At 47.3% G+C, this 14,876-nt stretch carries 16 protein-coding genes; 6 read left to right on the top strand and 10 right to left on the bottom strand.

Translation table 11 applies throughout. From position 1 onward, the window contains the following. The first annotated feature begins 57 nt into the window (after positions 1–57). Positions 58–594 (top strand): hypoxanthine phosphoribosyltransferase, encoded by a 537-nt coding sequence (hpt, locus tag C4F37_RS22455; protein WP_000683335.1) that lies wholly within the window; start codon positions 58–60, stop codon positions 592–594. 40 nt (positions 595–634) lie between these two features. Here the strand turns inward: hpt and can are convergent, their stop codons facing one another. Further along, positions 635–1,297 (bottom strand): carbonate dehydratase, encoded by a 663-nt coding sequence (gene can, locus C4F37_RS22460; RefSeq protein WP_000651599.1) that lies wholly within the window; start codon positions 1,295–1,297, stop codon positions 635–637. A 108-nt stretch (positions 1,298–1,405) separates the two neighbouring features. Here can and C4F37_RS22465 point away from each other — a divergent pair, with 108 nt between their 5' ends. The 4 genes from C4F37_RS22465 to C4F37_RS22480 all read left to right on the top strand — a co-directional run bounded on the left by C4F37_RS22465 (position 1,406) and on the right by C4F37_RS22480 (position 4,937). Beyond that, positions 1,406–2,332: an ABC transporter ATP-binding protein gene (locus C4F37_RS22465; protein WP_000150638.1), complete on the top strand. Its 927-nt coding sequence runs from the start codon at positions 1,406–1,408 to the stop codon at positions 2,330–2,332. Beyond that, entirely contained in the window at positions 2,329–3,099 is a 771-nt protein-coding gene (locus C4F37_RS22470) for an ABC transporter permease (RefSeq protein WP_000972203.1), read from the top strand. The genes C4F37_RS22465 and C4F37_RS22470 overlap by 4 nt, the downstream gene beginning before the upstream one ends. A gap of 104 nt (positions 3,100–3,203) precedes the next feature. After that, positions 3,204–3,644 (top strand): PTS sugar transporter subunit IIA, encoded by a 441-nt coding sequence (locus C4F37_RS22475; RefSeq protein WP_000901993.1) that lies wholly within the window; start codon positions 3,204–3,206, stop codon positions 3,642–3,644. A gap of 63 nt (positions 3,645–3,707) precedes the next feature. Beyond that, positions 3,708–4,937, top strand: coding sequence for a polysaccharide deacetylase family protein (locus C4F37_RS22480; RefSeq protein WP_000277856.1), 1,230 nt, complete (start codon positions 3,708–3,710; stop codon positions 4,935–4,937). 3 nt (positions 4,938–4,940) lie between these two features. Here the strand turns inward: C4F37_RS22480 and panD are convergent, their stop codons facing one another. After that, positions 4,941–5,321 (bottom strand): aspartate 1-decarboxylase, encoded by a 381-nt coding sequence (panD, locus tag C4F37_RS22485; protein ID WP_000621507.1) that lies wholly within the window; start codon positions 5,319–5,321, stop codon positions 4,941–4,943. A 273-nt stretch (positions 5,322–5,594) separates the two neighbouring features. Here panD and rpnC point away from each other — a divergent pair, with 273 nt between their 5' ends. Further along, positions 5,595–6,479 (top strand): recombination-promoting nuclease RpnC, encoded by an 885-nt coding sequence (gene rpnC / locus C4F37_RS22495; protein ID WP_000339934.1) that lies wholly within the window; start codon positions 5,595–5,597, stop codon positions 6,477–6,479. An 81-nt stretch (positions 6,480–6,560) separates the two neighbouring features. Here rpnC and panC read toward each other — a convergent pair whose 3' ends face one another. From panC to C4F37_RS22535, 8 genes are all read right to left on the bottom strand, one after another. Further along, on the bottom strand, positions 6,561–7,412 hold the full coding sequence (gene panC, locus C4F37_RS22500) for a pantoate--beta-alanine ligase (RefSeq protein ID WP_001468145.1): 852 nt from the start codon (positions 7,410–7,412) through the stop codon (positions 6,561–6,563). 11 nt (positions 7,413–7,423) lie between these two features. Then, on the bottom strand, positions 7,424–8,218 hold the full coding sequence (gene panB, locus C4F37_RS22505) for a 3-methyl-2-oxobutanoate hydroxymethyltransferase (protein WP_000805462.1): 795 nt from the start codon (positions 8,216–8,218) through the stop codon (positions 7,424–7,426). Between the two features lie 111 nt (positions 8,219–8,329). Further along, positions 8,330–9,619 (bottom strand): fimbrial-like adhesin, encoded by a 1,290-nt coding sequence (locus C4F37_RS22510; RefSeq protein ID WP_071590009.1) that lies wholly within the window; start codon positions 9,617–9,619, stop codon positions 8,330–8,332. Between the two features lie 25 nt (positions 9,620–9,644). Next, the gene (locus C4F37_RS22515) at positions 9,645–10,241 is read right to left on the bottom strand and encodes a fimbrial-like protein (RefSeq protein ID WP_001540721.1); all 597 of its coding nucleotides are present in this window, start codon (positions 10,239–10,241) and stop codon (positions 9,645–9,647) included. A 26-nt stretch (positions 10,242–10,267) separates the two neighbouring features. Continuing rightward, entirely contained in the window at positions 10,268–10,876 is a 609-nt protein-coding gene (gene yadL, locus C4F37_RS22520) for a fimbrial-like protein YadL (protein WP_001540723.1), read from the bottom strand. An 11-nt stretch (positions 10,877–10,887) separates the two neighbouring features. After that, positions 10,888–11,460 (bottom strand): fimbrial protein, encoded by a 573-nt coding sequence (locus C4F37_RS22525; RefSeq protein WP_001540725.1) that lies wholly within the window; start codon positions 11,458–11,460, stop codon positions 10,888–10,890. A 16-nt stretch (positions 11,461–11,476) separates the two neighbouring features. Next, positions 11,477–14,065, bottom strand: coding sequence for an outer membrane usher protein (locus tag C4F37_RS22530; RefSeq protein ID WP_001540727.1), 2,589 nt, complete (start codon positions 14,063–14,065; stop codon positions 11,477–11,479). Between the two features lie 34 nt (positions 14,066–14,099). After that, positions 14,100–14,840, bottom strand: a complete 741-nt coding sequence (locus C4F37_RS22535) for a fimbrial chaperone (RefSeq protein ID WP_000465917.1) — start codon at positions 14,838–14,840, stop codon at positions 14,100–14,102. Positions 14,841–14,876 lie beyond the last annotated feature (36 nt).

A 14,876-nucleotide genomic window follows, 5' to 3' on the forward strand; every position in this document is an offset into this window, starting at 1 on the left:
CGGTGCTGAAACCTGCCCGTGCGAAGTGATTTGTTTTTAAATCATATGGTTATAGATATGAAACATACTGTAGAAGTAATGATCCCCGAAGCGGAGATTAAAGCGCGTATCGCCGAACTGGGTCGTCAGATTACTGAGCGTTACAAAGACAGCGGCAGCGATATGGTGCTGGTGGGTCTGCTGCGTGGCTCATTTATGTTTATGGCGGACCTGTGCCGTGAAGTTCAGGTATCTCATGAAGTCGACTTTATGACCGCCTCCAGCTACGGTAGCGGCATGTCCACCACCCGTGATGTGAAAATCCTCAAAGATCTGGATGAAGATATCCGTGGCAAGGACGTGCTGATTGTTGAAGATATCATCGACTCGGGGAATACACTGTCGAAAGTGCGTGAGATCTTAAGCCTGCGCGAACCGAAGTCGTTGGCGATTTGTACGCTGCTGGATAAACCGTCCCGTCGTGAAGTGAACGTCCCGGTAGAATTTATCGGTTTCTCGATCCCGGATGAGTTTGTGGTGGGTTACGGCATTGATTACGCACAGCGTTACCGTCATCTGCCGTATATCGGCAAAGTGATTCTGCTGGACGAGTAAGTGTGAAGTTGCCGGATGTGTTGCATCCGGCATGGCATTTTTATTTGTGGTTGGCGTGTTTCAGCTTGAGGTTGGAGATCCCGTGACGGTAACGTTGCTCAAGGGTTTCGCGGTTAGTCGCTGTGACATCCAGATCACGCAGCAAGCCGTCGTGAATGCCGTAGGCCCAGCCGTGAATGGTAACTTTCTGCCCGCGTTTCCACGCTGATTGCATAATGGTGGAGTGGCCCAGGTTATACACCTGTTCCATGACGTTCAGTTCACACAAGGTATCCAGACGGCGCTCTTGCGGCATTTCGCCGAGCAATGAGCTATGTTTGAACCAGATATCGCGGATATGCAGCAGCCAGTTGTTGATAAGCCCCAGTTCTGGGTTTTCAACTGCGGCTTGTACGCCGCCGCAACCGTAGTGGCCACAGATAATAATGTGTTCAACTTCGAGTACATCCACTGCATACTGAACCACGGAAAGGCAGTTCAGGTCGGTGTGAATGACCAGGTTAGCAACATTACGGTGAACAAAGAGTTCGCCCGGCTCAAGACCGGTTAAACGTTCTGCAGGAACGCGACTGTCGGAACATCCAATCCATAGAAAGCGCGGTTTTTGCGCTTGTGCCAGTTTCTCAAAAAACCCGGGATCCTCTTCCACCAGCATTTTTGACCATAGTGCATTGTTGCTGATGAGTGTATCTATGTCTTTCATGGAGGTTAACGACCTGTAACCAAATAATTACGTTTGGCTAATATAGGGCAACTCCGGGACGATTTAAACCACAGATAAAGTGTAAGAACGTAAGGTAAGTAAAAATTTATGACCATTGCACTGGAACTTCAACAGCTTAAAAAAACCTATCCAGGCGGCGTTCAGGCGCTTCGTGGAATCGATTTGCAGGTCGAAGCGGGTGATTTTTATGCGCTTCTCGGGCCGAACGGGGCCGGAAAATCGACCACTATCGGTATTATCAGCTCTCTGGTAAATAAAACCTCCGGGCGGGTCAGCGTATTTGGTTACGATCTCGAGAAAGATGTCGTAAACGCTAAACGTCAGTTGGGTCTGGTGCCACAGGAATTTAACTTCAACCCGTTTGAAACCGTGCAGCAAATTGTGGTGAATCAGGCAGGGTACTACGGTGTGGAGCGCAAAGAAGCGTACATTCGCAGCGAAAAGTATCTTAAACAACTCGATCTATGGGGAAAACGCAACGAACGTGCGCGTATGTTATCTGGCGGGATGAAGCGCCGTTTAATGATTGCCCGTGCGTTAATGCATGAACCTAAACTACTGATTCTCGACGAACCGACCGCAGGCGTGGATATTGAACTTCGCCGCTCAATGTGGGGCTTTTTGAAGGATTTAAACGACAAAGGCACCACCATCATTCTCACCACACACTACCTGGAAGAAGCAGAAATGCTGTGCCGCAATATCGGCATTATTCAACACGGTGAGTTGGTGGAAAATACTTCGATGAAGGCGCTGCTGGCGAAGCTGAAATCAGAAACCTTTATTCTCGATCTCGCACCGAAAAGTCCGTTACCGAAGCTCGATGGCTATCAGTATCGACTGGTAGATACCGCCACGCTGGAAGTTGAAGTGCTGCGTGAGCAGGGGATCAACAGCGTATTTACGCAGTTAAGTGAGCAGGGCATTCAGGTATTAAGTATGCGTAACAAAGCTAACCGTCTGGAAGAGCTGTTTGTTTCACTGGTTAATGAAAAACAAGGAGATCGCACATGATGCATCTTTACTGGGTGGCGCTAAAAAGCATCTGGGCGAAAGAGATCCATCGCTTTATGCGTATCTGGGTGCAGACGCTGGTGCCGCCAGTCATCACCATGACCCTTTACTTTATTATCTTCGGTAACCTGATTGGTTCGCGTATTGGCGATATGCATGGCTTCAGCTACATGCAGTTCATCGTACCGGGGCTGATCATGATGTCGGTGATCACCAACGCCTACGCTAACGTCGCGTCATCATTTTTTGGTGCCAAGTTCCAGCGTAATATTGAAGAGCTGCTGGTAGCGCCGGTTCCGACTCATGTCATTATTGCCGGATATGTCGGTGGTGGCGTGGCGCGTGGTCTGTTTGTTGGTATTTTGGTGACGGCAATTTCACTGTTTTTTGTGCCGTTTCAGGTGCATTCGTGGGTATTCGTTGCCTTAACCCTGGTGCTCACTGCGGTGCTATTCTCCCTTGCGGGTTTGCTGAACGGCGTGTTTGCCAAAACGTTCGATGACATCAGCCTGGTGCCAACCTTTGTGTTAACGCCACTCACGTATTTGGGCGGGGTGTTTTACTCCCTGACTTTGTTGCCGCCGTTCTGGCAAGGGCTGTCGCACCTGAACCCAATCGTTTATATGATCAGTGGTTTCCGCTACGGCTTCCTCGGTATCAATGATGTTCCGCTGGTCACTACCTTTGGCGTACTGGTGGTCTTTATTGTGGCGTTTTATTTGATCTGTTGGTCGCTGATCCAACGTGGACGTGGTTTGCGTAGCTAAGGCTATTTCCTCTCCTCTGGATTTGGGGGAGAGGAGTTTTGACGGCTATCACCCTTTATCAACAATGGTCAGGGTAGACTGATTTTCGGCTAAGGAGGAAGGCGATGTTAGGTTGGGTAATTACCTGTCACGATGACCGGGCGCAAGAGATACTGGATGCGCTGGAGAAAAAACATGGGGCACTTCTTCAGTGCCGGGCCGTGAATTTCTGGCGCGGATTAAGCTCTAATATGCTCAGCCGCATGATGTGCGATGCCTTGCATGAAACGGACTCTGGTGAGGGCGTTATCTTTTTAACCGATATAGCCGGAGCGCCACCGTACCGCGTGGCTTCATTATTAAGCCACAAACACTCCCGTTGCGAAGTGATTTCTGGTGTCACGTTACCGTTAATTGAACAGATGATGGCTTGCCGTGAAACCATGACCAGTTCAGCGTTTCGCGAGCATATTGTCGAACTGGGTGCGCCGGAGGTGAGTAGTCTTTGGCACCAACAACAAAAAAATCCGCCTTTCGTCCTCAAACATAATTTGTATGAGTATTAACCCGCGATTCTGATGACGCTTTTGCTACAATAAAAGCGTTGTTTCACCCTCGGTTATTTTTTCATGTACAAACAAGCTGTTATTCTCCTGCTGATGCTGTTTACCGCAAGCGTCAGTGCCGCATTACCTGCCCATTATATGCAAACCATCGAAAATGCCGCGGTCTGGGCGCAAATTGGTGACAAGATGGTGACGGTGGGGAATATTCGGGCCGGACAAATCATTGCCGTGGAGCCCACTGCCGCAAGTTATTACGTATTTAATTTTGGCTTTGGCAAAGGGTTTATCGATAAAGGCCATCTCGAGCCGGTTCAGGGGCGACAAAAAGTTGAAGATGGTTTGGGTGACCTCAACAAGCCGCTGAGTAATCAGAACTTAATAACCTGGAAAGATACGCCGGTTTATAACGCACCGAGTGTGGGCAGTGCGCCATTTGGAGTACTGGCGGACAATTTGCGCTACCCGATTTTGCATAAACTGAAAGACAGGTTAAATCAAACCTGGTATCAGATCCGTATTGGCGATCGACTGGCCTATATCAGCGCGCTGGATGCCCAACCCGATAATGGCTTGCCGGTGCTAACCTATCACCATATTTTGCGCGACGAAGAAAACACCCGTTTTCGCCATACTTCGACGACCACCTCGGTACGCGCTTTCAATAACCAGATGGCCTGGCTGCGCGACAGGGGATACGCGACACTGAGCATGGCGCAGCTGGAAGGTTACGTGAAGAATAAGATCAATCTCCCTGCGCGAGCGGTGGTAATTACCTTTGATGATGGCCTCAAGTCGGTGAGCCGCTATGCGTATCCTGTGTTGAAACAATATGGTATGAAGGCGACGGCGTTTATTGTTACCTCGCGCATCAAACGTCACCCGCAGAAATGGAACCCAAAATCGCTGCAATTTATGAGCGTTTCTGAACTTAACGAAATTCGCGATGTATTTGATTTCCAGTCACATACTCATTTTTTGCATCGGATAGATGGTTATCGGCGGCCTATATTGCTGAGCCGTAGTGAGCACAATATTCTGTTTGATTTTGCACGTTCACGCCGCGCTCTGGCGCAATTTAATCCACATGTTTTGTATCTTTCTTATCCATTTGGCGGATTTAATGACAAAGCCGTGAAGGCAGCAAAAGAAGCCGGATTTCACCTGGCGGTGACGACCATGAAAGGCAAAGTAAAACCGGGGGATAATCCGTTGTTACTAAAACGACTTTATATCTTAAGAACGGATTCGCTGGAGACGATGTCGCGGCTGGTGAGTAACCAGCCGCAGGGATAACAATCAGGCAACCTGTACCGGAATCGCTTTCGCGGTACGTTTCATTTCGTTGTCGCCTTCAAAATAGGCGACGTTGGGTCGCCAGGTGCGAGCTTCTTCATCTGGCATGTTAACGAAGCTGGCGATGATGACAATATCGCCGACGCTGGCGCAGTGGGCCGCCGCACCGTTAACGGAGATAATTCTCGAACCGCGTTCTGCCGCGATGGCATAGGTGGAGAAACGCTTGCCGTTGGTCACATTCCAGATATCAATGGCTTCGTTTTCGAGAATACCAGCTGCGTCAAGAAAATCCTGGTCAATGGCGCAAGAACCTTCATAGTGCAGGTCCGCATGAGTCACTTTCACGCGGTGGAGTTTGCCCTGCAGCATCGTGCGAATCATAACTTCTACCTTTCTACCCTGTCGTTAACGAAGCAGGCGATGCCTGCTTTGAGGAAATTCTCACGCAGTATTGCCCGATTTTTGTTTAGTGTCTACTCATCTGACGGCATTTGCATCAGCAGTTTGCGTACCGTGCCGAAGCGTGCCATGTAACGCCTGTAACGAATTGATATTTCTCTGAACGCTGCTCGGTAAACACTAAAGAGGCGGCTGACGACGGTGCGCCTTGACTGGATACTGCCTTCACGCAAGACAACACGGAAGGCAGGGAAGATGGATGCACCGAGTACCACACCGCATGATGCGGTGTTTAAACAATTTTTAATGCATGCGGAAACGGCTCGCGACTTTCTGGATATCCATTTGCCAGCGGAGCTACGCGAACTGTGTGACCTCGACACGCTGCATCTTGAGTCGGGGAGTTTTATTGAAGAAAGCCTGAAAGGGCACAGCACTGACGTGCTTTATTCCGTGCAAATGCAGGGCACCCCCGGTTATTTGCATGTTGTGATTGAACATCAAAGCAAGCCGGATAAGAAAATGGCCTTTCGCATGATGCGTTATTCTATTGCTGCCATGCACCGGCATCTGGAGGCTGACCACGATAAGCTGCCGCTGGTGGTGCCAATTCTGTTTTATCAGGGCGAGGCCACACCTTATCCGCTATCAATGTGCTGGTTTGATATGTTTTACTCACCGGAACTGGCGCGACGCGTCTATAACAGTCCTTTCCCGCTGGTGGATATCACTATCACACCGGATGACGAAATCATGCAACATCGGCGGATTGCGATTCTCGAACTGCTGCAAAAACATATTCGCCAGCGCGACTTAATGTTATTGCTGGAGCAACTGGTCACGCTGATTGACGAAGGGTACACTAGCGGAAGTCAGTTAGTTGCCATGCAAAACTATATGCTGCAACGCGGTCATACTGAACAAGCGGATTTGTTTTATGGTGTGCTGAGAGACAGGGAAACGGGAGGGGAGTCTATGATGACGCTGGCGCAGTGGTTTGAAGAGAAGGGGATTCAGCAGGGAAGACAGGAAGTAAGTCAGGAATTCGCCCTGCGTCTTCTGAGTAAAGGAATGTCTCGGGAAGACGTTGCAGAGATGGCAAATTTACCTCTTGCTGAGATTGATAAAATGATTAACTAAGTTGTCTGCATTATGAATAATTGCCTACAGATAACGTGGCAATGAATAACTGGCGCCATCAGCCGTAGCGCCAGTTAAGCATTACGCCAGTTCGACCAGTTTGTTGTCGATCAGGCGAGCATCGCCAAGCCAGGCGGCTACCAGAATCACTGCGCGTTTGCTGTTTTCAGAGACTTCCAGCAATGTGTCGGCATCACGAATCTGAATATCATCGGCGCGGAAGCCTTTTTCATTCAGTTCTTGCCCGGCAATAGCAATAATTTCATCGAGATCCCGTTCGCCAGCCTGCAATTTGTCGGCAATTGAACTTAAGACTTTGTAGAGACCCGGCGCAATTTTACGTTGTTCCGCCGTCAGATAGCCGTTACGGGAACTGAGCGCCAGACCGTCTTTCGCGCGCATAATCGGTACGCCGACAATCTCAATATCGAAGCCCATATCGGCAACCATTTTGCGGATCAGCGCCAGTTGCTGAAAATCCTTTTCACCGAAGCAGGCGATATCTGGCTGGACCAGGTTGAACAGCTTGCTGACAATAGTCGAAACGCCGCGAAAATGTCCCGGACGGCTGGCACCTTCCAGCATGGTGGAAAGACCGGGAACATCAACATAGGTGTGGGTTTCAGTACCGTTCGGGTAGATCTCTTTTACCGAAGGCGCGAAAACTAAATCCACTTTACGTTTGTTCAGCTTTTCGCAGTCCTCTTGCAAGGTCCGTGGATAACGTGCCAGATCTTCCGGGCGGTCAAACTGCATTGGGTTAACGAAAATACTGACGACGACCACATCGGCGCGGGCTTTGGCTTCGTCGACCAGCTTCATATGGCCGTCGTGCAGGTTACCCATGGTGGGCACCAGCGCCACGCGCTTACCTTCCATACGCAGGCGGCGAATTTGCTGACGCAGCAGCGGCAGGGTTTCGATAATTAACACAACGTCACTCCTTAATGGAAACTGTGTTCTTCGCCCGGGTAAACGCCGGACTCCACTTCAGCCATATACTGCCGCACAGCCGCGCGGATGTCGCCCGTTTCGGCGAGGAAATTTTTGGCGAATTTAGGAATATGACCGCCGGTAATGCCGAACGCGTCGTGCATCACGAGGATTTGCCCGTCAGTGACGTTGCCTGCGCCAATACCGATAACCGGGATCGCCAGTGCTTCGGTAATGCGTTTTGCCAGTTCAACCGGCACGCACTCCAGTACCAGCAGTTGTGCCCCAGCAGCTTCTAAGGCTAATGCATCGCTGAGCAGTCGATCGCCCGCTTCATCGCCGCGCCCCTGGACTTTGTAGCCACCGAAAATATTCACTGACTGTGGGGTTAGGCCTAAATGACCACAAACTGGAACGGCACGTTCGGTCAGCATTTGTACGGTTTCCACCAGCCACTCACCGCCTTCAATTTTGACCATGTTGGCTCCGGCACGCATTACCGTTGCGGCGTTTTCAAAGGCTTGTTCCGGCGTGGCATACGCCATAAATGGCAGGTCTGCTAACAGAAGGCAGTTTGGCGCACCGCGGCGCACAGCGGCGGTGTGATAGGCGATATCAGCAACGGTAACCGGTAGCGTGGAGTCATGCCCCTGAACCGTCATGCCCAGTGAATCGCCTACCAGCATGACGTTAAGTCCTTCTTCGGCAAACAGTTTAGCGAAGCTGTAGTCGTAAGCGGTGATGGTCGCAAAACGCTTTTTATCCTGCTTGCATTTCTGCAATGAAGCAATCGTGGTTGGTTTCATAGCGTATCCTGATAAATGATGTTGTGCTGTCTCGCATTTTATCAGTCACATTGGTGGGGGCAATGATTTATCCGTATCGCACCGCCGTTGTCTGGCGGTGCGATAGTGTTATCAGGGGTAGGTAACCTGAAAAGTGCTGGTGGCTTTAAAATCCCCCGGTTCTATAGCAATATTACCGTCTTGTTTTAATGTAGCCTGGAAATGAAGAGGTTGTGAGGTACCGTTGCCTTTATCCGGGTAAATCCCCCCGGTAGTGTCATCTTCAGTTTCATAATCTTTATAAATAGATGTTGAATCATTTGGTTTCAGTACCATTTGTGCACTTTTAGTGTTTTCTAAACCTTCAATCAGTACTCCAACGCCTTTTGCTGCGTTATTTCCTGTGAGTGTGTTAGCCAGAAGTTCTTTGCTTACACTGCCCACCTTGTTTGACATAAGTTTTGTTTCTATATTGCGAACACGAATACAGTTTTGTAGCGTGATATCAAAAGGAACCGCTGTTGCGCCATTTTTTATTTGCGCTGGGGTATAATCTCCCATTTTAACTGTTGAACCGCTTACAGATGGGCCAGTAAGTGCAGCAGTAAAACACGTTGGGTTGGATAACGTCATATTATCCAGGTCAAAATCTATTTTAAGGAAATAGCTGTGATAGTTGATACCGCCACCAAGACCATATCCTTTGAATGAGTAGAGATAACCACCCGGCTTAGATAATGTTACCTTGTTTGTCTTTGTGGGGTCAAAGTTGGTATCGGTATAAAATTCCACCGTGAGCGACTGCCAAACTCCACCTACGGCCCAGTATTTATCAGATGAGTTTGCATTGTTACAAGACCAATATAGAGTGGCTTCACTTTCGGGGATCCACCGAAAATATTGAGTTGGAGAATCGCCGATATACATACCTGATGAACTGATATTGGTTGTGGTGTATGATGACCAAATGTTTGATATCTTTAATGTATAATACAGGCCAGGGACAGATGTTTCAAATAGTTTATGCCCGCCATAACGTTTACCCGAATCAACCATTTGATTTTCAATTGCCATAGGCTCACCGCTTGCAGTATTACTTCTGTTGCAGTAAAGGTAACCTCCACCTGAAGCGCTATTTAACTGAGACCAGTATAATGACACACCTGTTGGTCCGAGTTGGGTTGGTTTATAAAAAACTAAGTTATTTGTGCTTGTTGAATACCTGAATTTGACAGTAATGTCTGCACTGGGGCCTGTTTCTCTCCACTTTTGGTCTCCCGGACCCACTCCGTAATCATTCCCAACAAGATAGCTGACGTTATCATCGGTGCCGGCACTTGCTGTATAACAACAAGAGCATAGTGCTAAAAAAAGAAAGTATCTGAAGAATGTCTTCATTTTTACTCCATTGTCATGCTGCAAGATAATACTTGTAGCACTTTGTCTGTTATTCGTAGTAGATATCCACTAACACATGGCTTATCAGTGGGCCAGAGGTGACATTCAGTGTTGGATCGATTTTTTGCATTCGGGTGCTAAATTTCCAGGATGAATTGTTTAGTGCTGATGACATGACCGGATAAACGGAACGTGAGCGACCAGTGGCGCCGAGAACGTTGAAGGTATTTGCCGGGTCCTGAATAGAGAATATAACTACCCCAACATTTTTAGCCCCGGCGTTGTCTTCATTAGCGAATATTTGACTGGAACCTGTCGCCATTACGCCACTGAGTGCACGAAAATCAATATGTAACTGATTTAACACATTCCCTGTGCCCTGAAGTGTGCAGTCCTGTACTGTAATAGTGAACTCTTTTCCACCGGGGTGATAATTTTCGGCTGAAATGTTTCCGGTAAAATCGCCCACGCCAACGACACCTAAATCAATATTTCCGTTGTTGCTGATTCCACTTTGGCAGGTGTTATTTTTTATATTTGCAACAATGTCAACATCCTGTCCTGCAACCACAGGGGAAGTGGCGCTGAATAGCAACGACAGAATCAGAATTGATTTTTTCATCAGATTACGTTGAGTGGGACGCATATTTAGTTCCTGAATCAGTCTGCCTGTTAGTTGTAAGTCACGGTGAATGTTGCCGGGGCAGTGAAATTACCCGCGGTGACATCTGTAACGGTTTTATCTTTTGCGACCACCAACACCGCACTCATTGGGTAATCGACAACATTACTTCCTGTCGCATTAGCAATACTGACTTCTTCTGTCGCGGGGGTGACACAACTGAATTGTTTAGCGCCGTTCTTACCTGGTGTAGATGTGCTCCAGACCTCAACGGCGACCGCCGCTGCTTTTGCTGCTGCCGTTGATGCGTTAGCAAATCCAGGACCATTATTAGAATTTCCTTCACATAACGCTCGTGGAGTCAATTCTATTTTGGCCTTTTTCCCGGGAATCCCCGCACAGTCTTTGAACTGTAATTTGAAGGTTTTAATTTTAGTTTCGGCATTAATTTCAGAAATATATACATCTCCGAAATTGATGGCGGAAAGTTTAGCTGAGCCGTCATCAGTCAACGTTGATGTACAGGTACCCATTTCTACGTCAGTAGTAACAGTCAGGCCAATACTGTCAGTGGCTGCATGTGAGGAAATGGTTAACAGTGATGAAGCCAGAAATAGACTACCCGATAATCCATAACATAATTTTTTTAATATCATCATTGTCATCCTTGTTATTGATAGCTGAAATTGAACGTTGCCTGTGCGCGAAATTTCCCGGGTATGCCCTGTCCTGGGGTTGTTTCGCGCAGTGCGACAGTCATTTCCAGACCACTGGTGCTAATTTCTGTGGTTTTCCAGCGGATGTATTCCGCGCTATTGGGTTTCAGAAACGTATCGCCCGAAGTCTCTAATCTTTTAAATCCCATACCAATATTACTGGTTGTTGAGGAGGAGTCAGAAGATTGTGGAATAATCAGCGATGTACTACCAGACTGATTTCCAGTCATTGTGGTATCAATCCAGCTAATTCCACTGCTACACCCACTGGCGACTAATTTGAAGTTGGCCTCAGATTGTGACGCTTTATTGACTATTTTATCCAGTCCCATATTGGGGATTATCAGGGTATAACTATCATTGCCATTATCAACGACGTTTGAACCATTCAGCGATGTCAGGGTGATGTTACATGTTGTCGCTTTCACAGTAGCGGTAAAATCGACATCAACATCCGTTGCAAATACCGAAGGCGATAACAATAGTCCCATGAGTATTGTTATTTTATGTGGTGTGGTTTTTATCATTGGAAGTCCCTTGTGGTTACTGTATCTGACAACGAAGTCCGTTCAGAATAATAGATTGTGCTATTTTTTCTGATGTCGTGTTTTGTTGGTAATGAGCAAAACAACTGACCGATTTGCCCTCTTCAATCCAGGTAATTCGTATATTTCCTTCCTGCCCGATACCGCGAACAAAGGCTTGACCACCCTGACCTACGTTGCCGATGACATTGTTTTGTTCATCATAAATATCCGCTGCAAATGGAATATTTTTACCATCGCTTCGCACGATATTCAGAATTGCCGATTGTCCCTGAACTGTTTCAAAATCAGCAAAGACAACGGCTCCCTGGCGCGGGACGGCGACAGTACTGGTGCTTTTCAATTCAACATCGTTTTCCAGATCGTTAATGTCCAGTGCGATGCGGTTTTCATGGTATGGCGAAAGGGCGCTGGTAACACCATAACCCCAGCGGTCTACGGTGCTGTTTCCGTAGTTAATACGAGCGCCTTTTGCTCCTGGTGCCTGAATGACAGCCAGAGTGTCGGAATCACTAAAACTGTCATTACTGAACGTCAGTCCGCCGCTATGTAACACAAATCCACCATCAGTATTGAGAGAGAATTGGCGACTATTATCACTGCTTGCTGAAGCTGAACCTGACAGCGTTCCCCACGGCGATTCATAACTGGCATAACCGCCGATATAACTCAAATCATCACTGGATTTATTCATCATATAACCCGTGTTTACGCTGTAGCTGATACGATTGGTATCGCTGTAACCACTACTGCTGATATTGAGTTGGTTATTACCCTTAAAGTCGCTGTTTAATTGTGTATCAATACTCTGGAAGCCGGAGCTGCGGTGTTCCGTACCCAGTAAATTTTCTATTGGAATTGTGAAGCTGAGATAAATGCTATCGTCGGTTTGACCATCTTCATTCAACGAACGTTGAGCACTGATACTGTAACTGCCCCAGGACGCACTATTGCTATAACCAATAGAGTAATTAGTACTGTTTTGCCCGGAGGCCCAGTAATCTGACCAGCTTCCCGAGAGATAAAATGAGCCGTAATCCTTTTTCTCAAATTTCAGCGGTTGGTTGATACTGACCGTGACCTGATTTTTCATGCGCGAGTAATTGCGCATGGATTTAGGCTCAAGATCTTGCTCAGGATGTTCTACTTCATCAATCAGCGTCAGCGCATCATTGAGGCCCAGATAATGCTGGGTGGAGTAGCGATAGGCCGCGATATTTAATGATGTACTGGTATTTTCAAATAACTTGTTCCAGGAAATACGGTAGCTTTGTCCTTGATAGGTTTTATCGTCCGGAATGCTGACATTTGAGTGAGTAACATCGACAGAAAAAGCCCCCACGGGGGTATTCATACCAAGCCCCAGCAATCCGGCGGTGTAGTTATTATCAGTTAGCTGAATACCGGTATATCCTGTCAGGTAGTTATTCAAACCATAGTAGTAGCTGGCTTGAAATAAATTAGGCTCATCCTGGATACTGTCTTTTAAAACCTGACCGGCGCTAATATCCCAGCGACCAACGCCAGGGCGCAGCATTTGCACAACAGATGAAAATGGCTGAGAGAACGTCCGTTTTGTGCCATCAGCTTCTTCGATAGTCACAATGAGATCGCTGCCATAACCTGACGGGCTAAGATCGTCAATGGCAAAGGCCCCTGGCGGCACCGTCGTTTCATAGATTTTATAACCATTTTGCATAACGGTTACTTTGGCATTGGTATTCGCTACGCCATGAATGATTGGCGCAAAACTGGCTAATACCGGAGGCAGCATTCGACTGTCACTGTATAAGCGAATACCGCGAATGCTGACTGAATCGAAGGTCTCGCCGGTCGTGTAAGATTCACCAATAACCAGTTGTGAACGTAGTGACGCAAGATCGCGTTGTAAATAGCGATTCTGAAAATCGTAATCGCTATGGACATTGGTCATCCAGTTGTAGTTACCTGAGGCACGTAACCGCCACGCGCCTAAGTTTATCCCACCGTTGAATGCCGCATAGATACTGTCATTTGTTCTGCCTGGACTTTCACTGTGATATCCATTGAGGTTGTAGGAAAGCATGGCTGCATTAATGCCATTTTCCCACAAAGAGGGATCAACATAGTTTTGATAATTCTTCATAATCCATGCCTGGGGGACATCGATATCCAGGCGTTGATCGTTAACATCGTAACGAATGGATGATTGAGGGATCATTTCAGCCAGATTGAGGCAATCACCAAGATCTTCGTCTCGCTTAAGCAAAATGGCTTTTTCGCTATTCTTGTCTGGTGAACTGATATGGAATTGCAATAAATTTTTCTGCGTAATGCAGGCCTGAGCGTTCTTTTTACCTTCAATAACAGCAAAAGCAATGCTTTGGCTCATGATGGGTTGATCGTTAACATACACACTGACATCGTAAATGCCAGGTAGTGTGGGATTGCCTTCTGTATACCGACTAAGGTCGATATTTGAAGCATCCTTTCCCATCAGAAATGTATGGTCATATTCGACGAGTTCAGCGCATAAAGCACTATTGCTATACAGCAGAGCGCAAAACGTGGCGATGTGGGTAAGGTGATTAGTAGATTTAATAGTCACGTTCTGCTTCCTGCTGTGTTATATCCTTGCCAGATTAAAGGTTGGCGTTGCCTTCAATAGATCCACCAAAATCATTAATGGCGAAAAAATGCACTTTTGCAGAGCTTGTTCTGCCACTCATCCCATTTACCTTGATGACGTCGTTACTGAACGGCGCAATCATTGTCATATCCAGGGGGTAGCGTTTGCCGTTGGCTTCTAAATCACCACTGCTAAAAGAGACATAGTAGGGCGTAGGGTTATCAACGCGTAATGCTGCTTTGCCTTCAGATGTTGCCCAGGACCACTTCAGAGCCAATGGTGCATCAGATGAAATTCCACTCAATCCTTCCGGGCGATAGAACAGTTTTATACGTGTGCGAAATGCCAGTTGTAGCAGGCTTTGGTTTGCTGCTTTTGCTGCATCTGGTTTTGGAGGTACTTCCAGTACGTTAAACCAGAACACACTTTCTCTGTCTTTTGGCAGAGCACTGCTGGCGGTGTACATCAGTTTGATTGTTTGGCCACGTTTAGCATCAATACGTGATACTGGCGGCGTAGCGGTAAAGGGGACAGTAATACTGCCTGGTTCAGCGTTGTCATCGCCAGTATCTAACCAACTCTGAACCAGCAATGGGTTATTGCCTTTATTTTCCAGACGTACATTGACGTTTTTTTGTTCGCTTTTATAAACTACGCGTGTACCTGAAATTACGATGTCTGCAATAGCTGATGAGCTAAAAGCCATACAGCTCGCTAAGCACAATGCTGCGGTATGTTTAGTATTAAAAAACATAAACCATTCCTTACAGAATTAATTAAAACAGGGAAT

It is taken from the genome of Escherichia sp. R1, from assembly GCF_003000935.1.
In the GTDB taxonomy this organism is placed as follows: Bacteria; Pseudomonadota; Gammaproteobacteria; order Enterobacterales; family Enterobacteriaceae; genus Escherichia; species Escherichia coli.

Excerpts from the sequence above, each read along its gene's own strand:
- hpt (WP_000683335.1), top strand. The coding sequence starts at position 58 with ATGAAACATACTGTAGAAGTAATGATCCCCGAAGCGGAGATTAAAGCG.
- can (WP_000651599.1), bottom strand. The coding sequence starts at position 1,297 with ATGAAAGACATAGATACACTCATCAGCAACAATGCACTATGGTCAAAA.
- C4F37_RS22465 (WP_000150638.1), top strand. The coding sequence starts at position 1,406 with ATGACCATTGCACTGGAACTTCAACAGCTTAAAAAAACCTATCCAGGC.
- C4F37_RS22470 (WP_000972203.1), top strand. The coding sequence starts at position 2,329 with ATGATGCATCTTTACTGGGTGGCGCTAAAAAGCATCTGGGCGAAAGAG.
- C4F37_RS22475 (WP_000901993.1), top strand. The coding sequence starts at position 3,204 with ATGTTAGGTTGGGTAATTACCTGTCACGATGACCGGGCGCAAGAGATA.
- C4F37_RS22480 (WP_000277856.1), top strand. The coding sequence starts at position 3,708 with ATGTACAAACAAGCTGTTATTCTCCTGCTGATGCTGTTTACCGCAAGC.
- panD (WP_000621507.1), bottom strand. The coding sequence starts at position 5,321 with ATGATTCGCACGATGCTGCAGGGCAAACTCCACCGCGTGAAAGTGACT.
- rpnC (WP_000339934.1), top strand. The coding sequence starts at position 5,595 with ATGGATGCACCGAGTACCACACCGCATGATGCGGTGTTTAAACAATTT.
- panB (WP_000805462.1), bottom strand. The coding sequence starts at position 8,218 with ATGAAACCAACCACGATTGCTTCATTGCAGAAATGCAAGCAGGATAAA.
- C4F37_RS22515 (WP_001540721.1), bottom strand. The coding sequence starts at position 10,241 with ATGCGTCCCACTCAACGTAATCTGATGAAAAAATCAATTCTGATTCTG.
- yadL (WP_001540723.1), bottom strand. The coding sequence starts at position 10,876 with ATGATGATATTAAAAAAATTATGTTATGGATTATCGGGTAGTCTATTT.
- C4F37_RS22525 (WP_001540725.1), bottom strand. The coding sequence starts at position 11,460 with ATGATAAAAACCACACCACATAAAATAACAATACTCATGGGACTATTG.
- C4F37_RS22535 (WP_000465917.1), bottom strand. The coding sequence starts at position 14,840 with ATGTTTTTTAATACTAAACATACCGCAGCATTGTGCTTAGCGAGCTGT.